Origin of the sequence: Pseudomonas sp. G11, assembly GCF_029457515.1 — a bacterium.
GTDB classification, from domain to species: domain Bacteria; phylum Pseudomonadota; class Gammaproteobacteria; order Pseudomonadales; family Pseudomonadaceae; genus Aquipseudomonas; species Aquipseudomonas gorinensis.
On the sequence record NZ_CP120377.1, the window covers coordinates 5,705,786 to 5,722,867 of the forward strand.

16 protein-coding genes are annotated in these 17,082 nt (G+C 61.9%); 9 read left to right on the plus strand and 7 right to left on the minus strand.

The window, feature by feature from the left end; translation table 11 throughout:
• The first annotated feature begins 62 nt into the window (after positions 1-62).
• Positions 63-1,409, plus strand: coding sequence for a nucleobase:cation symporter-2 family protein (locus P2T68_RS26195; RefSeq protein WP_277378484.1), 1,347 nt, complete (start codon positions 63-65; stop codon positions 1,407-1,409).
• 435 nt (positions 1,410-1,844) lie between these two features.
• The gene (locus tag P2T68_RS26200) at positions 1,845-2,630 is read left to right on the plus strand and encodes an outer membrane protein OmpK (RefSeq protein WP_024076652.1); all 786 of its coding nucleotides are present in this window, start codon (positions 1,845-1,847) and stop codon (positions 2,628-2,630) included.
• Positions 2,631-2,746: 116 nt separating this feature from the next.
• Here the strand turns inward: P2T68_RS26200 and P2T68_RS26205 are convergent, their stop codons facing one another.
• On the minus strand, positions 2,747-3,895 hold the full coding sequence (locus tag P2T68_RS26205; RefSeq protein ID WP_069076727.1) for a patatin-like phospholipase family protein: 1,149 nt from the start codon (positions 3,893-3,895) through the stop codon (positions 2,747-2,749).
• Positions 3,896-3,935: 40 nt separating this feature from the next.
• On the minus strand, positions 3,936-4,871 hold the full coding sequence (locus tag P2T68_RS26210) for a lipid A biosynthesis lauroyl acyltransferase (protein ID WP_069076728.1): 936 nt from the start codon (positions 4,869-4,871) through the stop codon (positions 3,936-3,938).
• A 119-nt stretch (positions 4,872-4,990) separates the two neighbouring features.
• On the opposite strand from P2T68_RS26210, the gene minC reads away from it, so the two are divergent.
• The 7 genes from minC to P2T68_RS26245 all read left to right on the plus strand — a co-directional run bounded on the left by minC (position 4,991) and on the right by P2T68_RS26245 (position 11,767).
• Complete coding sequence (gene minC, locus P2T68_RS26215) at positions 4,991-5,728, plus strand: septum site-determining protein MinC (RefSeq protein WP_024076655.1); 738 nt, start codon at positions 4,991-4,993, stop codon at positions 5,726-5,728.
• 201 nt (positions 5,729-5,929) lie between these two features.
• Positions 5,930-6,742 carry a septum site-determining protein MinD gene (gene minD, locus P2T68_RS26220; RefSeq protein ID WP_003175251.1) on the plus strand — a complete coding sequence of 271 codons (813 nt, stop codon included), beginning with the start codon at positions 5,930-5,932 and terminating at the stop codon, positions 6,740-6,742.
• 3 nt (positions 6,743-6,745) lie between these two features.
• Positions 6,746-7,000, plus strand: a complete 255-nt coding sequence (gene minE, locus P2T68_RS26225; protein ID WP_003175252.1) for a cell division topological specificity factor MinE — start codon at positions 6,746-6,748, stop codon at positions 6,998-7,000.
• A 96-nt stretch (positions 7,001-7,096) separates the two neighbouring features.
• Complete coding sequence (locus P2T68_RS26230) at positions 7,097-7,732, plus strand: RluA family pseudouridine synthase (RefSeq protein ID WP_003192838.1); 636 nt, start codon at positions 7,097-7,099, stop codon at positions 7,730-7,732.
• Positions 7,733-7,902: 170 nt separating this feature from the next.
• Positions 7,903-9,192 (plus strand): M18 family aminopeptidase, encoded by a 1,290-nt coding sequence (locus tag P2T68_RS26235; protein ID WP_024076656.1) that lies wholly within the window; start codon positions 7,903-7,905, stop codon positions 9,190-9,192.
• A 156-nt stretch (positions 9,193-9,348) separates the two neighbouring features.
• Complete coding sequence (locus P2T68_RS26240) at positions 9,349-9,525, plus strand: hypothetical protein (protein ID WP_017845812.1); 177 nt, start codon at positions 9,349-9,351, stop codon at positions 9,523-9,525.
• Between the two features lie 73 nt (positions 9,526-9,598).
• Positions 9,599-11,767, plus strand: a complete 2,169-nt coding sequence (locus tag P2T68_RS26245) for a mechanosensitive ion channel domain-containing protein (protein ID WP_024076657.1) — start codon at positions 9,599-9,601, stop codon at positions 11,765-11,767.
• A gap of 423 nt (positions 11,768-12,190) precedes the next feature.
• Here P2T68_RS26245 and P2T68_RS26250 read toward each other — a convergent pair whose 3' ends face one another.
• The 5 genes from P2T68_RS26250 to P2T68_RS26270 all read right to left on the minus strand — a co-directional run bounded on the left by P2T68_RS26250 (position 12,191) and on the right by P2T68_RS26270 (position 17,031).
• Entirely contained in the window at positions 12,191-12,412 is a 222-nt protein-coding gene (locus P2T68_RS26250) for an MbtH family protein (protein ID WP_024076658.1), read from the minus strand.
• Positions 12,413-12,494: 82 nt separating this feature from the next.
• The gene (locus tag P2T68_RS26255) at positions 12,495-13,907 is read right to left on the minus strand and encodes an aspartate aminotransferase family protein (RefSeq protein ID WP_024076659.1); all 1,413 of its coding nucleotides are present in this window, start codon (positions 13,905-13,907) and stop codon (positions 12,495-12,497) included.
• 215 nt (positions 13,908-14,122) lie between these two features.
• Positions 14,123-14,890, minus strand: coding sequence for an N-acetylmuramoyl-L-alanine amidase (locus P2T68_RS26260; RefSeq protein WP_069076729.1), 768 nt, complete (start codon positions 14,888-14,890; stop codon positions 14,123-14,125).
• Between the two features lie 126 nt (positions 14,891-15,016).
• Complete coding sequence (locus P2T68_RS26265) at positions 15,017-16,336, minus strand: ATP-binding protein (protein WP_041160988.1); 1,320 nt, start codon at positions 16,334-16,336, stop codon at positions 15,017-15,019.
• On the minus strand, positions 16,336-17,031 hold the full coding sequence (locus tag P2T68_RS26270; protein WP_024076662.1) for a response regulator: 696 nt from the start codon (positions 17,029-17,031) through the stop codon (positions 16,336-16,338). The genes P2T68_RS26265 and P2T68_RS26270 overlap by 1 nt, the downstream gene beginning before the upstream one ends.
• Positions 17,032-17,082 lie beyond the last annotated feature (51 nt).

Sequence of the window (17,082 nt, forward strand, 5' to 3'; positions counted from 1 at the left end):
CATGCCGTGTTTTGAAGATTGCGTTCCACACAACACAACAATAAAAAGATCCGAGGTGTTGCATGACCGAGTTAGTCGAACCGCAGATTCCTGCCGCACCCGCCATGGTGCGGCTGCCCCTCTTGCAACTGATTCTGGTAGGCCTGCAACACGTCTTGCTGATGTACGGCGGCGCCGTCGCGGTCCCCCTGATCATTGGCCAGGCCGCCGGCCTGAGCCGTGAAGAAATCGCCTTCCTGATCAACGCCGACCTGCTGGTGGCCGGTGTCGCGACCATGGTCCAGTCGTTCGGCATCGGCCCCCTGGGGATTCGCATGCCGGTGATGATGGGTGCCAGTTTCGCCGCGGTCGGCAGCATGGTCGCCATGGCCGGCATGCCGGGTATCGGCTTGCAGGGGATCTTCGGCGCGACCATCGCCGCCGGGCTCTTCGGCATGCTCATCGCGCCATTCATGTCCAAGGTGGTGCGCTTCTTTCCGCCATTGGTAACCGGCACCGTGATCACCGCCATCGGCCTGTCGCTGTTCCCTGTGGCAGTGAATTGGGCGGGCGGTGGCAGCGCCGCCGCGACCTTCGGCTCGCCCATCTACCTGGCCATCGCCGCACTGGTGCTGGCCACTATCCTGCTGATCAACCGCTTCATGCGGGGCTTCTGGGTGAATATCTCGGTGTTGATCGGCATGGCGCTTGGCTACGGCTTGTGCGGCCTGCTCGGCATGGTCGATCTCAGCGGCCTGGCCCAGGCGCCGTGGGTACAGGTGGTGACACCGTTGCACTTCGGCATGCCCACATTCGAGCTGGCGCCGATCCTGTCAATGTGCCTGGTGGTCGTGATCATCTTTGTCGAATCCACGGGCATGTTCCTCGCCCTGGGCAAGATCACCGGCCACGACGTGACCCCGAAGATGCTCCGCCGTGGCTTGCTGTGTGATGCCGGCGCATCGTTCTTCGCCGGGTTCTTCAACACCTTTACCCACTCCTCGTTTGCGCAGAACATCGGCCTGGTGCAGATGACGGGCGTGCGCTGCCGTTCGGTGACGATCATGGCCGGCGTCTTTCTGATTGTGCTCAGCCTGTTGCCCAAGGCCGCCTACCTGGTGGCGTCGATTCCGCCAGCAGTACTCGGCGGCGCGGCGATTGCCATGTTCGGCATGGTGGCGGCCACCGGGATCAAGATTCTCCAGGAAGCCGATATCGCCGACCGTCGCAACCAGTTGCTGGTGGCTGTCAGCATCGGCATGGGCCTGATCCCGGTGGTGCGCCCGGAGTTCTTCGCACAACTGCCGTTGTGGATGAGCCCGATCACCCACAGCGGGATTGCCATGGCGACCCTCAGCGCGCTGGCGCTGAACGTGCTGTTCAATATCCTCGGCGGCGCAGAGCGCCCCGCTGTCGCCCACACGCATTGATGCCTTTGTTAGTCCAAAAATAACAACAGACAAGGAACATCCCATGCACGCCATTCACCTGGGGCCGGCCATGTGCCGTGCCCCATTCTCGCCCCTTGCGCGCTCTAACAGCGCACTTGAGCCAAGGCTTTGGAGCCAGTATTCTCCGCGCCCGCTCGAATCGACTCAAAAAAAAACAGCGAATGTAAAAGCTGACTGCAAGGCCAACTTATCCCGGCCCTGCAACAGCGACCAATGTGCACAAACATCCCCTGAATTCGACTGCATTCCGTGCAGCCGACGGGGATTTTTTGGTTTTTCAAACACGTTGGCGCAGCTCTTGCTAAAAGCATCAAAGCTGACCGAATAGACGATTTTTGCAGCGAACCAAAAGGCGCCACACCAGAGCGCCTGCGTAGAAGAAAAACCATAAAACTTTAACTCGGGAGCAACCGAATGAAACCTATGTTCAAGGGCCTGATGCTGGCGGGATCGCTGCTGGCCGGTGGCCAAGCCGTGGCCGGTGACTTGTTGCAGTGGCAGAACAACAGCCTGACTTACCTGTGGGGCAAGAGCTTCACGGTTAACCCGCAGATCCAGCAAACCGTCACCTTCGAACATGCCGACGCATGGAAGTACGGCGACAACTTCTTCTTCCTCGACCGCATCTTTTATAACGGCAAGGAAGATGGCAACGTCGGCCCGAGCACTTACTACGGCGAGTTCAGCCCACGCTTGTCGTTCGGCAAGATCCTGGACAAGGACTTGTCCTTCGGCCCGATCAAGGATGTGTTACTGGCCTTCACTTATGAGTTCGGCGAAGGCGATAACGAATCGTACCTGCTCGGCCCTGGCTTCGACCTGAACATCCCAGGCTTCGACTACTTCCAGCTGAACTTCTACCAGCGTCAGACCGAAGGCAATCGCCCGGGTGACGGCGTATGGCAGATCACTCCGGTATGGGCGTACACCCTCCCCGTTGGCAACTCCGACATCCTGATCGACGGTTTCATGGATTGGGTGGTGGACAACGACAAGAACGCCCGTGGCACTTACCACGCCAACCTGCACTTCAACCCACAGGTCAAATACGACCTGGGCAAGGCGCTGCATTGGGGCGATAAGCAGTTGTATGTGGGTTTTGAATACGACTACTGGAAGAACAAGTACGGGATCGAGGATTCCGGGGCGTTCAAGACCAACCAGGACACGGCGAGCTTCCTGGTCAAGTATCACTTCTGACCGAACATCGCAGGTCAAAATGTGTCAGGGGCAAGCCCCAATGCCAGTCAGTTAAGCGTACAGCGCCTTCTGTAGGAGCGATAACTGACTGGTATTTGGGCTTGCCCCTCCCACATTCAGATAGGCGGCAGGCCTAAGAACCGGGTGATTTCTTCACGCTTGGCCAACGCATCTTTCCTGCCCAATTCAATCAACTCGCTGCAATACCCCGCTTCGAACAACAAGTAACTCAGCACCCCTGCCCCACTCGTCTTGGTCGCCCCCGGCCCGCGCAGGAACAGGCGCAATGCCGCGGGCAATTCCTGACGATGCCGCGCCGCGATTTCATCGATCGGCTGGCTCGGCGCAATCACCAGCACGTCCACCGGGGCCAGGCCGCGGGATGCGCTGTCGGCAGGCTGGAAATGGCTGAACTGGTTCAAACGCTCCAGCAACTCGATATCACTTTCCAGGCTGTCGATGAACGTGCTGTTGAGCATATGCCCGCCAATCTGCGCCAGGGTCGGTTGCTGGCCCGTGAAGACGCGCGGTGTCGCCGCCTCGTTGCCCCGTGGGTTGCCACTGACCCCCACCACCAGCACGCGGCTGGCCCCCAGGTGCAAGGCCGGACTGATGGGTGCCGACTGTCGCACGGCGCCATCGCCGAAATATTCCTGGTCGAGTTTCACCGGGGCAAACAGCAAGGGGATCGCCGAACTGGCCAGCAGGTGTTCAACCGTCAGTTGGGTCGGCACGCCGATACGGCGGTGGCGCAACCAGGCGTCGATGGTGCCGCCGCCCTGATAGAAGGTCACCGCTTGTCCGGACTCATAGCCGAACGCAGTCACCGCCACCGCGTGCAGATGCTTCTCGCGGATGGCCTCATCGATGCCCTCCAGGTGCAGCTTGTCGTGGAGCAGCTCGCGCAGCGGCGAGCTGTTGAGCAGCGCCACCGGCACTTGGGCACCCAGGCCCAGCAGGCTGTGAAAACAGAAACGGCTGGCCTGGTGAATCACCCCCGGCCAGTCGCTGCGCAGCACCCGATGGCTGCGAAAGCCCTGCCAGAACGCGGTAAGACGCTGGATCGCCGCCGTGAAGTCCATGGCGCCGCTGGCCAGGCTGACCGCATTGATCGCCCCGGCCGAGGTGCCGACGATGACCGGAAAAGGATTCGGCGCCCCCAACGGCAGCAACTCGGCAATCGCCGCCAAAACCCCCACCTGATACGCCGCTCGCGCTCCGCCGCCGGAAAGAATCAAGCCTGTGACCGGTTCAGCTGGGCGCATTGCATCACTCCATGTGGGGCCAACAGGGGAAGGTCAGGTGTTATCGACGACGTTTTTCGTACAGCTTGGGTTCGCCCGGTGGCCGGCTCTTGAAGCGGCGGTGGGTCCACAGGTATTGCTCGGGGCATTCACGCACCGAGGCTTCGACCCAGCGGTTGATGCGCAGGCAGTCGACTTCGTCGCTTTCGCCTGGGAAGTCGGTCAACGGCGGGTGGATCACCAGGCGGTAACCGCTGCCATCGGCCAGGCGCTCCTGGGTGAACGGCACCACCAGCGCCTTGCCCAGCTTGGCGAACTTGCTGGTGGCGGGCACGGTGGCGGCCTGGATGCCGAACAGCGGCACGAAGATACTTTGCTTGGCGCCGTAGTCCTGGTCCGGCGCGTACCAGATGGCGCGGCCGGCGCGCAGCAGCTTGAGCATGCCGCGCACGTCTTCGCGCTCGACGGCCAGGGAATCGAGATTATGCCGCTCGCGACCACGGCGCTGGATAAAGTCGAATAAGGGGTTGCCGTGCTCGCGGTACATGCCATCGATGGTGTGCTTCTGTCCCAGCAAGGCTGCGCCGATTTCCAGGGTAGTGAAGTGCAGGGCCATGAGGATCACGCCCTTGCCATCCAACTGCGCCTGCTTGAGGTGTTCCAGGCCCTCGACGTGAGCCAGGCGCGCCAGGCGCTGGCGCGACCACCACCAGCTCATGGCCATTTCAAAGAACGCGATGCCGGTGGAAGCAAAGTTTTCCTTGAGCAGCTTTTTGCGCTCCGCGGCGGATTTTTCCGGGAAGCACAGCTCCAGGTTGCGCGCGGCGATGCGGCGACGCTCGCCGGCCACGCGGTACATGCCCGCACCCAGCAGGCGACCAATGGCCAGCAACGCGCGATACGGCAATTGAGTGATCAGCCACAGCAGGCCGAGTCCCAGCCATAACAGCCAAAAACGCGGGTGAAAAAATACAGCACGAAAACGCGGGCGATCCATTACAGATTCCGGTAAAGACAAGGGCCGCGCATTCTACAACGGTTCGACTCGGCTTGCGGCCAGTGGATGTTCTCGTTATAAGTCTCGACACTTTTCGTGACAAGCCGCTTTTGCCGACCATGAGCCAAACCGAACCGCTAGACCAAGATCCCGTGTTCCAGCTGAAAGGCAGCATGCTCGCCATCACCGTGCTGGAACTGGCCCGCAATGACCTCGATGCCCTGGACCGCCAGCTCGCCGCCAAGGTCGCCCTGGCGCCGAACTTCTTCAACAATGCCCCGCTGGTGCTGGCCCTGGACAAGCTGCCGGCCGGCCAAGGCGCGATCGACCTGCCCGGCCTGATGCGCGTATGCCGCTCCCATGGCTTACGCACCCTGGCGATTCGTGCCAGCCGTATCGAAGACATTGCCGCCGCCATCGCCATTGAACTGCCAGTACTGCCACCGTCCGGCGCACGCGAGCGTCCACTCGATCCGACGGAAGGTGAAGTGAAGAAAAAACCGGAAAAACCGGCGGAACCGACGATCAAGCCGACAAAGATCATCACCTCCCCCGTACGCGGCGGGCAGCAGATTTACGCCCAGGGCGGCGACCTGGTGGTGATCTCATCGGTCAGCCCCGGCGCGGAACTTCTGGCCGACGGAAACATCCATGTATACGGCCCGATGCGCGGACGTGCGCTCGCCGGTATCAAGGGTGACACCAAGGCACGTATTTTTTGCCAGCAATTGACCGCTGAACTCGTGTCCATCGCAGGCCAGTACAAGGTTTCAGAAGATTTGCGCCGCGATCCGCTGTGGGGGGCTGGTGTACAGGTCAGCCTGTCGGGCGATGTGTTGAACATCATCCGTCTTTAACGGATACTGCCGCATTTTCCAAGCATCTCTAGACTCTGATAGCACAGCGAAACTGGCAAGACTTGCGTAGGAATAATTGGAAGTTGGCGTTTCCCCTCCGGGAACCCCATCTTTTCCCTACAAAGGCTGTCCGCCTGCAGCGAGTTCCAAGAGATGTTTTTCAGGGGCTGAAAAGTCCTTTTTCCTTAGGGGTGAAACACCTTGGCCAAGATTCTCGTGGTTACATCCGGCAAGGGTGGTGTGGGTAAGACCACCACCAGCGCCGCTATCGGTACCGGCCTCGCACTGCGCGGCCACAAGACAGTCATCGTCGACTTCGACGTCGGTTTGCGTAACCTCGACCTGATCATGGGCTGCGAACGCCGCGTGGTGTACGACTTCGTCAACGTCGTCAATGGTGAAGCCAACCTGCAACAGGCCCTGATCAAGGACAAACGCCTTGAGAACCTGTATGTACTGGCCGCCAGCCAGACCCGTGACAAAGACGCACTGACCAAGGAAGGCGTCGGCAAAGTCCTCGCCGAGCTGAAGGAAACCTTCGAATACGTGGTGTGTGACTCCCCGGCCGGTATCGAAACCGGTGCTCACCTGGCGATGTACTTCGCCGATGAAGCCATCGTGGTGACCAACCCGGAAGTGTCCTCGGTACGTGACTCGGACCGTATGCTGGGCCTGCTGGCCAGCAAGTCCAAGCGCGCCGAAGAGGGTCAGGACCCGATCAAGGAACACCTGCTGCTCACCCGCTACAACCCTGAGCGTGTCAGCAACGGCGAAATGCTTGGCGTTGAAGACGTGAAGGAAATCCTTGCAGTGACCCTGCTGGGCGTGATCCCGGAATCCCAGGCAGTTCTGAAGGCATCCAACCAAGGCGTGCCGGTGATTCTTGACGACCAGAGCGACGCCGGCCAGGCGTACAGCGATGCGGTCGATCGTCTGCTGGGCAAGACCGTGGAACATCGCTTCCTCGATGTTAAGAAGAAGGGATTCTTCGAGCGTATCTTTGGAGGCAACTAAACAATGAAATTTCTCGACTTCTTTCGCGCCAACAAAAAGCCAAGTACCGCGTCGGTAGCGAAAGAGCGTCTACAGATCATCGTGGCGCACGAACGCGGCCAACGCAGTACACCGGACTACCTGCCAGCCTTGCAGAAGGAATTGGTAGAGGTGATCCGCAAGTACGTCAATATCGGCAACGATGACGTGCATGTCGCCCTGGAAAACGACGGCAGCTGCTCGATTCTGGAACTCAATATCACCCTGCCTGATCGTTGATCGAAAGGGCGGTCGCCACGGCGGCTCCGTCACCCTGATGCCTTTGCGGGCATCGGGTGGTCGAGCCGCCGTTGGCGTTTGTTACGAGGCTGTTTAATGCCGTTGTCCAACATCCATATTCTTCATCAGGACGATGCCGTCCTGGTGGTGAACAAGCCGACTTTGCTGCTCTCGGTGCCTGGCCGCGCCGATGACAACAAGGATTGCCTGATCACCCGCCTGCAGGAAAACGGCTACCCCGAAGCCCGCATCGTCCATCGCCTGGACTGGGAAACCTCGGGCATCATCCTGCTGGCCCGGGACGCCGATACTCACCGCGAGCTGTCTCGCCAGTTTCACGATCGCGAAACCGAAAAAGCCTACACCGCCCTGGCCTGGGGCCAGCCGGCACTGGACAGCGGCAGCATCGACCTGCCCCTGCGCTATGACCCGCCGACCAAGCCGCGGCATGTGGTCGACCACGAATTCGGCAAACATGCGCTGACCTTCTGGAAGGTGCTGGAACGTTGCGGCGACTGGTGCCGCGTCGAGTTGACGCCGATCACGGGGCGTTCCCACCAGTTGCGGGTGCACATGCTGTCCATCGGCCACCCCTTGCTCGGCGATGGCCTGTACGCCCATGAACAAGCCCTGGCCGCCTGGCCACGCCTGTGCCTGCACGCGAGCATGCTGAGCTTTACCCACCCGCAAAGCGGCGAGCGTTTGCGCTTCGAGTGCCCAGCCCCGTTCTAAAGCTGCAAACACAGTAAATGTGGGAGGGGGCAGCCCCCGATTGCGGAGTGTCAGTCACTGTATTTGTTGACTGGGCCACGGCAATCGGGGGCAAGCCCCCTCCCACATTTGTGCTGTGCACTTCTTGCCATCGGACGGTAAACTCCGCGCATTGCTGTCTGGAGCTATTTATGCGCGAAGCGTTGAATCAAGGCCTGATCGACTTCCTCAAGGCCTCCCCTACTCCTTTCCATGCCACCGCGGCCCTGGCCCAGCGCCTCGAAGCCGCCGGTTTCCAGCGTCTCGACGAGCGCGAAACCTGGGCCACCGAAGCCAACGGGCGCTATTACGTCACCCGCAACGATTCCTCGATCATCGCCTTCAAGCTCGGCCGTCACGCGCCACTGCAAGGCGGCATCCGCCTGGTTGGCGCCCACACTGACAGCCCGTGCCTGCGGGTCAAGCCGCAGCCTGAGCTGCAACGCCAGGGCTTCTGGCAGTTGGGTGTGGAAGTCTACGGCGGTGCGCTGCTGGCGCCGTGGTTCGACCGCGACCTGTCCCTGGCCGGGCGCGTCACCTTCCGCCGCGACGGCAAGGTCGAAAGCCAACTGATCGACTTCAAGCTGCCCATCGCGATCATCCCCAACCTGGCCATTCACCTGAACCGTGAAGCCAATCAGGGCTGGGCGATCAACGCCCAGACCGAATTGCCGCCGATCCTCGCGCAGTTTGCCGGCGACGAACGCGTGGACTTCCGCGCCGTGCTCACCGAGCAACTGGCCCGCGAGCACGGCTTGAACGCCGATGTGGTGCTCGACTACGAGCTGAGCTTCTACGACACCCAGAGTGCTGCCGTGATCGGCCTGAACGGCGACTTCATCGCCGGCGCGCGCCTGGACAACCTGCTGTCATGCTACGCCGGCCTGCAAGCCTTGCTCACCAGCGAGACCGATGAAACCTGCGTGCTGGTGTGCAACGACCACGAAGAAGTCGGTTCCTGCTCGGCCTGCGGTGCCGACGGCCCGATGCTGGAACAGACCCTGCGCCGCCTGCTGCCTGAAGGTGATGAATTCGTACGCACCATTCAGAAATCGCTGTTGGTTTCAGCCGACAACGCCCATGGCGTGCACCCGAACTACGCCGAGAAGCATGACGCCAACCACGGGCCCAAGCTGAATGCGGGCCCGGTGATCAAGGTCAACAGCAACCAGCGCTACGCCACCAATAGCGAAACCGCCGGTTTCTTCCGCCACCTGTGCATGGCCGAGGAAGTCCCGGTACAGAGCTTCGTGGTGCGCAGCGACATGGGCTGTGGCTCGACCATCGGCCCGATCACTGCCAGCCACCTGGGCGTGCGCACCGTGGACATCGGCCTGCCGACGTTTGCCATGCATTCCATCCGCGAGCTGTGCGGCAGCCATGACCTGGCGCATTTGGTCAAAGTACTCGGCGCGTTCTACGCCAGCCACGACCTGCCCTGATCCAAAGGCTGAATGCAGTTAAACAGGTGGGAGGGGCGGTGATTCGACTTGCCCCTCCCACATTTGGCTTCGCGTACACCTGATCTATATCACCTGCATTTCCCACAATCCCACCTAGACTTGTCACTATTCCCACTCTGACAAGGCCATCGCCTCATGATCACCATGTCCTCCTTCCACGCCATGCTCATCCCTATCCTGATCGGCATGATCATGCTCGCGGTTGGTTTTAACTTTCGTGACAAGCCCCTGGGTGTGTTCGGCATGTGGATCGGCATGCTGTTGATCCTGGGCACCGTGGTCTACAAGATCCTCGCCAAACTGGCCGAATGACAAATGCACTCGCATTGGGCATAGCGGCCTCGTACACTCGGTCAACTCGTCGTTTCCAAGGTTGACCGCCTCCGTGCTTTCCCGTCTGTTCGCTCTGCCCTGCTACCTGCTGATCGCCCTGCTCACGCTGCTGCCGCTCGCACCTGCCCAGGCCGTGAGCTTGCCCGGCTTGCTGAGCAGCACCAACAAGACCCAACCCCAGGCCGATGTGCCTCTGGGGCAGTCGTTGGACGAGGTGATCAAGACCCTGGAAAACGACCAGCAGCGCACCCAACTGCTGAGCGACCTGAAGAAGCTGCGCGAAGCCACGCAAAAAGCCCAGCCGGCCGCCGAACAAGGCGTGCTCGGGTTGATCGGCAGCACGCTGTCGGACCTTGAGCAACAATTTTCCGGGGACGACAGCCCGATCAGCCGCTGGTCCAACGAGGTTGACCTGGCCAAGGATGAACTGAGCGCACTGATACTGCCGGCCAATGAATGGCTACCCATCATTTTCGGTTTCGCCGTGATCCTGGCGGTGTGGAGCCTGCTCGCCGCCGCGTTGATCTGGCTCAGCCACCGCGTGCGCGAGCGCTTCGGCCTGCCCGAGGAATTGCCACAACACCCGCGCACCTGGGACATGCTGCGCTTCGCCCTGCGCAAGCTGGGGCCTTGGCTGATCGCCCTGGTGATCACCGTGTACCTGAGCTATGCACTGCCGTCGTCCCTGGGCAAATCCCTGGCAATGGTGCTGGCCTACGCACTGGTGGTCGGTACGTGTTTCTCGGCGATCTGCGTGATCGCGTTCTCCCTGCTCGACGGCCCGCACCGCCACCGCGCGTTGTATATCCTGCGGCACCAGGCGTTCCGTCCACTGTGGTGGATCGGTAGCTTTGCCGCCTTTGGCGAAGCGTTGAGCGACCCCAGGCTGGTCACGGCGCTCGGCCAGCATTTGGCTCATACCGCAGCGACCGTGGCCAATGTGATGGCTGCGCTGTCCACCGGTGTGTTTATCCTGCGTTTTCGCCGGCCGATTGCGCACCTGATCCGCAACCAGCCGCTGTCCCGACGCCTGACCCGCCGCGCCCTCAGCGACACGATCGAAATCATCGGCACCTTCTGGTTCATCCCGGCCCTGCTGCTGGTGGGTATCTCGCTGTTCGCCACCTTCGTCTCGGCCGGCGACACCAGCACCGCCCTGCGCCAGTCGCTGCTGTGCACCGTGTTGCTGGTGCTGTGCATGGTGATCAACGGCCTGGTCCGACGCCACGCGCTCAAACCGCAACGCGGGCACAAGCGCCATGCGCTGTACTCCGAGCGCCTGAAAAGCTTCGTCTACACCCTGGCCCACCTGGCGGTATGGCTGGCATTTATCGAGCTGGGGCTGCGAGTCTGGGGCTTGTCGCTGATCCGCTTTACCGAAGGCGATGGTCATGAAGTCGCCGTCAAGCTATTCGGCCTGGCGGGTACCCTGCTGTTCGCGTGGCTGATCTGGATTCTCAGCGACACCGCGATCCTCCACGCCCTCACCCGCTCGCGCAAAGGCCTGGCCAATGCCCGTGCGCAGACCATGATGCCGTTGATCCGCAACGTGCTGTTCGTGACCATCTTTATCATCGCGGCCATCGTTGCCCTGGCGAACATGGGCATGAACGTCACGCCACTGCTGGCCGGTGCCGGTGTAATCGGCCTGGCCATCGGTTTTGGTGCGCAGTCGCTGGTGGCGGACTTGATCACCGGCCTGTTCATCATCATCGAGGATTCCCTGGCCATCGATGACTACGTCGACGTCGGTGGCCACCTCGGTACCGTCGAAGGCCTGACCATCCGCACCGTACGCCTGCGCGATATCGACGGCATCGTCCACACCATCCCATTCAGCGAAATCAAGAGCATCAAGAACTACTCGCGGGAGTTCGGCTACGCGATCTTCCGGGTCGCGATCCCCTACAACATGGACATCGACAGCGCGATCAAGCTGATACGCGACGTCGGCCATAAAATGCGCAACGACCCGCTGCAGCGTCGCAATATCTGGTCGCCCCTTGAGATTCAGGGCGTGGAGAGCTTCGAGTCGGGCAGCGCGATCCTGCGCGCACGCTTCAAGACCGCGCCGATCAAGCAGTGGGAAGTGTCGCGGGCGTTCAACCTGTCACTCAAGCGCCATCTGGACGAAGCCGGGCTCGACCTGGCCACGCCGCGCTTGAGCGTGCAGGTGGTGACAGGGGCTGCGGGTGGGCTGGAAAAAGACAAGAACGTATAAGGGGTACAGGCCTGTTGTGAGAGCGGGCCTGTTGTGGCGAGCGGGCTTGCCCTAATGCCGTTCAGTTAAGCGTACATCGCCTTCTGTAGGAGCGAGCTTGCTCGCGAAAAACGTCAACGATAACGCGTGTTTCCTGAGTGAACGCGGTGCCTGTGAGTTCTTCGCGAGCAAGCTCGCTCCTACAAAAAAGCCTTAACTGAACGGCATTAGGGCTTGCCCCGCGTTGGGCTGCGAAGCAGCCCCAATAAAGCAGAATGCGGTGTATCAGATATTGCCGGGGCGGCTGGTCTTGGGGCTGCTGCGCAGCCCAACGCGGGGCAAGCCCGCTCGCCACACATCAAGCCAGCCTTCCACATCAAGCCAGCCTTCCACATCAAGCCTACCTTCCACATCAAGCCCGCCAGGCTTGCCCCAGGTTTTGTGTCAGCCCAGCGCGGCGCCGTCCATCTTCTGGCGCAGGCTCAGCGGGCGCATGTCGGTCCAGGTTTCCTCGATATAGGCCAGGCACTCTTTCTTCAGGCCGCTCTTGCCCACGGTACGCCAGCCTTCCGGCACGGCCTTGTAGTCGGGCCAGATGGAGTACTGTTCTTCATGGTTGACCACTACTTGGAACAGGATGTCGTCGCGGTCAAATACTGAGGTCATTGCGGTTCTCCGTCGCTCAAGGGCTGGCTGCGCACCACGCGCAGCGCTGATATCTGTAGAAACGTACCAAGACGTTGAAAAATTAGAGGCTGGCGACCGCCGCCGCCAATGCACGCCCGAAGATCTCGGCAACGCGGTCGATTTCCACGGCCGTGATCACCAGCGGCGGCAGGAAGCGCACCACGCCGCCATGTCGGCCACCCAGCTCCAGGATCAGGCCGCGCTTGAGGCATTCACGCTGTACCAGCGGTGCCAGTTGGCGATGCACCGGTGGGTGGCCCTGGATATCGAGGGGGCCGTGCGGGTCCACCAGCTCTACGCCGAGCATCAACCCACGGCCACGGATATCGCCCAACTGCGGGAAGTCGCGCTGCAGGAGGCGCAGGTGCTCGCCGAGGCGCTCGCCCATCGCCGCCGCATGGCCGGCGAGGTCATGGTCCTTGAGGTAGCGCATCACCGCCGACCCCGCCGCCATGGCCATCTGGTTGCCGCGGAAGGTTCCGGCATGGGCGCCGGGCAGCCAGGTGTCGAGCCAGTCGCGGTACACCACCACCGCCAACGGCAGGCTGCCGCCGATGGCCTTGGACATCACCACCACGTCCGGGATGATCCCGGCGTGTTCAAAGGCGAACATTTTGCCGGTGCGGCCGAAACCGCTCTGGATCTCATCGACGATCAACGCCACGCCGGCCTGCTCGGTGATACGGCGCAAACCGCGCAGCCAATCGAGATCGGCCGGGATCACGCCGCCCTCGCCCTGCACCACTTCGACGATCACCGCCGCCGGCAACAACACCCCGGCTTCCGGGTCGGTGAGCAGGTTTTCCAGGTAATGCAAGTTGACCCGAACCCCTTGCGCGCCGCCCAGGCCGAACGGGCAGCGGTAGTCGTAGGGGAACGGCAGGAACTGCACGCCATTACCGAGCAACGCCCCCAGGGGTTTCTTCGGACCCAGGCTGCCCATCAGGCTCAAGGCACCCTGGCTCATGCCGTGGTACCCACCCTGGAACGACAACACCGTGCTCCGGCCGGTCGCGGTGCGCACCAGTTTCAACGCGGCTTCCACCGCATCGGTGCCGGTGGGGCCGCAGAACTGGATCTTCGCTTCACGGGCCAATGCTGGCGGCAACAGGCCGAACAGGTCCTGCACGAACTGGTCCTTGACCGGCGTCGTCAGGTCGAGGGTGTGCAACGGCAATTCATCGCTCAGCACTTGCTGGATGGCGGCGATCACCACCGGGTGGTTATGCCCCAACGCCAAGGTGCCGGCGCCAGCCAGGCAGTCGATGAAGCTGCGCCCTTCCACATCCTCCACGTAGATCCCCTTGGCGCGCTTGAGCGCCAGGGGGATACGCCGTGGGTAACTGCGGGCATTGGACTCCTGCTGGCGTTGACGGGCCAGCAGCGGCGTTTCTTCGAACTGGTAGAGCGTTTCTGCGGGTGCCGGGCTGACAAGCGCCTGGGCGTCTTCGATACGGCTGGTAGCGACTGACATCTCTCGATCCCTCAATACGCTGATGATGGTGACCAAACTGCCGATCCGTTGGCGTCTGGCCCAAGGGCATGCGCACGGATTTCCTGTTCTGGAAACGCACCAGCGAGAGGAGGATTTAGGAGAAGTGATTGTTGACTGAGGCATGAGGATCAAAATGTGGGCGGGGCAAGTCGAATCGTCGCCCCGCCCCTCCCACCTTTGAACGGTGCGGGGCTTCAAAGCCCAAGGTACTTTTCATTCAAGGCATACAGAATCGCGCAGGTTTCGACATCCAGGAACCCGCAGTAATCCCGCGGCCGAAAGTGCATCTGAAATGCGCGGGTCCTCAGTTCAAACCCATGGCGGTTCTGCGCCGGCTTATAGCCGTAGCGCTGGAATGCCCGCTCCACCTCCACTTCAGGCGGTAAGCCGAGACAGAACCGGCGCTGGTACATGGCTCGCGTCGACTCGTCAAACCACGCCCCGATTCCCGCCTCGAACAAGCGGCGCCACGGCAGCCGGGGCCCCGGATCGCTCTTGCGCCCATAGGCCACATCCGAATGCCCGAGCACGTCGGTCGGCCCGATCTGTGGGTAACGCTCGAGAATGTCACGCAGCAACTCGATCAACACCTCGACCTGCTCCTCGGCGTAATAGGGAAAGGTAAACCCACTGGCGTCATCCCGCGCCTGATTGACGATTTCGATGCCAATCGAGCGACTGTTGAGGTTATCCCGGCCCCCCCATTGGCTCACCCCGGCATGCCAGGCACGCTTGTCCTCGTCCACCAGGCGAAACACGCGCAATTCGTCATAGCCGGCCGTGCGGTAGCCGGGCTCATCGGGGTCGGGCAGCAAGTAATGCGCACTGACCCCGTTCCGGGTCAGGGTGTGCAAGGAGGAGGCGAAGGGTGCCGCGGTGTAATGCAGGATCACTTGGCGCACAGGTTCGCCATTGCGTTCGTTGAAGTCCCTGGAGGGAAAACTGGTATCGATCACCAACATAAGAGCTGTCCTTTTCAACACAGGCCGAGTCATTCAGCCCGTTCAAGCGCAAAAAAATTACCGCCATCCTGAAGGGTTGAACCTCAGGAGGGCGGTAACTATGTGTGACACTTGAAAAAAGGGTGATCAGCGCCGCAGGGGCATGCCCAGGTCAACTCGCAGGCCATCCGGCTGGCTGTCGAATGTCAACGAGCACGAACAGCGCTGCACGATCGCTTGCACGATCGCCAGGCCCAAGCCGCACCCTTCGCTGTTGCCATTGCGCCAGAAACGCTGGGTCAGGTATTGCAGGTCTTCGGCGGATATCTGCGTGCCATGGTCACGCACACGAAACACCACCTGGTCGGCGGTGGTGGATACATTGAGTTCCACCCGGGTAGCCGCCGGGGTGTGGCGCAGGGCGTTGTCCAACAGGTTGCGCAGGGCCGCAACCGCCAGGCCCACCGGCATTTCCACCGGGGCACTTGAGAGGTTGTCCGGCAGGATCAGGTCGATCCGCGAATTGTCACCGGCATTCGCGTCCTGGATCGCCAGCCGTGCAACCTCCTCGGCACTGGATTGCATGCCATCGTCAAACGACAGGCTGCCCTCCACCCGCGCCAGCAGCAGCAATTGTTCGAGGGTGCGGTGCAGACGGTCGGCGCCCTCCTCGGCGTGGGCCAGGGACTGGTCGCGGGCAGCGCCCTCGGTCATGCGGGCCACTTGCAGGTGGGTCTTGATCGCCGTCAGCGGGCTGCGCAACTCGTGGGCGGCGTCGCCGGTGAGGCGGCGTTCGCGCTCGATGGTCTTGGCGATGCGTTGCAACAGTTGGTTTTGCGTGTCGAGCAGCGGCTTGAGCTCGCTGGGCAGCGGGTGGATCTGCAACGGCTCAAGGGAGTCGGCACTGCGGCGCATCAACGCGTCACGCATGCGGTTGAGCGGCAGCAGGCTCTGGCCGATGCCCAGCCACAGCAGGCACAAGCAGCCCAACAGGGCCACGCCCACCGGCACCGAGGCCGCCAGCAGGATCGACAGGTTCAAGGCTTCCCGCTCCACCTGGCGGTCGGCGGTGGTGATGAACAGGTCGCCACGGGCCAGGGTGAAGCTGCGCCACGCCGCGCCGTCGATGATCTGGTCACGGAAACCACTGCGGTGGGATTCCAGGCCCTGGTCAGGGGTAGTGTGGCTGCGCGCCAGCACCTCACCGCGCAAGGAGCTGACCTGGCATGCCATGCCCCCCGGCACGTTGAGTTGTTCGGCACTGAAATGCTTGCCCTCGGCGGTGCTCGCCAGGCCGGGCATTTGCTCCATCAAACCGGCGACCATGCGCGCGGACGCCACCAGGCGCTGGTCGAGGGAAAACATCATTTGGTTGCGCAGATCATTGAGCATCCAGGCAGCCGCCAGGGCCCAGATCAGCACAAAGGCGGCGCCGAGCTTGAACGTCAGCCGCAGTCGCAGGCTCATCACGAAACCTTCTCTCCCGCCTCGGCCGGGCCGCCATCCGCCGGCCCCAGGCGATAGCCCAGGCCGCGCACGGTCTCAACGATGCCATTGCCCAATTTGCGCCGCAGGTGGTGGATGTGCACGTTGAGCGCGTTGCTCTCCAGCTCGTCGTTGAAACCGTAGACGCTGTCCTTGAGCTGCTCGCTGGAGAGCACTCGGCCTTTGTTGTGCAGCAGGGCTTGCAGCAACGCTTGTTCGCGGCGCGACAAGTCCACAGGCTGCCCGCCCAGGAAGGTCTCTCGGCTGCTGGGGTTGTAGGTCAGTTGGCCATGTTCGATCAGGTTGACGCTACGCCCGGCCACCCGCCGCAGCAGGGTTTGCAGGCGCGCAGCGAGTTCGCGCAGGTCGAAGGGCTTGAGCAGGTAGTCGTCGGCACCGGCCTGCAGGCCGTCGACGCGGTTGGTTACCGAGTCGCGCGCGGTGAGGATCAGCACCGGGATCTCCAGGCCCTGGCTGCGCTGTTGCTGCAACAGCTTGAGGCCGTCTTCGTCGGGCAGGCCGAGGTCGAGCACCATGATGTCGAAGGTAGCCGCCTTGAGCATCGCCCGCGCCGCTGCCGCCGAGGCCACGCGCTCGACCGTAAAGCCCTGGGCGCCGAGGCCGGCCACGATGCCGCTGGCGATCAGTTCGTCGTCTTCACAGACCAGTACGTGCATGCTGAACCCTTCATGAAAGATGGGGGTGATTAAAAGTGCTGCGGATTAAGC

Coding starts and splice junctions, on each gene's coding strand:
- P2T68_RS26195 (WP_277378484.1), top strand. CDS start 63: ATGACCGAGTTAGTCGAACCGCAGATTCCTGCCGCACCCGCCATGGTG.
- P2T68_RS26200 (WP_024076652.1), top strand. CDS start 1,845: ATGAAACCTATGTTCAAGGGCCTGATGCTGGCGGGATCGCTGCTGGCC.
- P2T68_RS26205 (WP_069076727.1), bottom strand. CDS start 3,895: ATGCGCCCAGCTGAACCGGTCACAGGCTTGATTCTTTCCGGCGGCGGA.
- P2T68_RS26210 (WP_069076728.1), bottom strand. CDS start 4,871: ATGGATCGCCCGCGTTTTCGTGCTGTATTTTTTCACCCGCGTTTTTGG.
- minC (WP_024076655.1), top strand. CDS start 4,991: ATGAGCCAAACCGAACCGCTAGACCAAGATCCCGTGTTCCAGCTGAAA.
- minE (WP_003175252.1), top strand. CDS start 6,746: ATGAAATTTCTCGACTTCTTTCGCGCCAACAAAAAGCCAAGTACCGCG.
- P2T68_RS26230 (WP_003192838.1), top strand. CDS start 7,097: ATGCCGTTGTCCAACATCCATATTCTTCATCAGGACGATGCCGTCCTG.
- P2T68_RS26235 (WP_024076656.1), top strand. CDS start 7,903: ATGCGCGAAGCGTTGAATCAAGGCCTGATCGACTTCCTCAAGGCCTCC.
- P2T68_RS26240 (WP_017845812.1), top strand. CDS start 9,349: ATGATCACCATGTCCTCCTTCCACGCCATGCTCATCCCTATCCTGATC.
- P2T68_RS26250 (WP_024076658.1), bottom strand. CDS start 12,412: ATGACCTCAGTATTTGACCGCGACGACATCCTGTTCCAAGTAGTGGTC.
- P2T68_RS26255 (WP_024076659.1), bottom strand. CDS start 13,907: ATGTCAGTCGCTACCAGCCGTATCGAAGACGCCCAGGCGCTTGTCAGC.
- P2T68_RS26260 (WP_069076729.1), bottom strand. CDS start 14,890: ATGTTGGTGATCGATACCAGTTTTCCCTCCAGGGACTTCAACGAACGC.
- P2T68_RS26265 (WP_041160988.1), bottom strand. CDS start 16,336: ATGAGCCTGCGACTGCGGCTGACGTTCAAGCTCGGCGCCGCCTTTGTG.
- P2T68_RS26270 (WP_024076662.1), bottom strand. CDS start 17,031: ATGCACGTACTGGTCTGTGAAGACGACGAACTGATCGCCAGCGGCATC.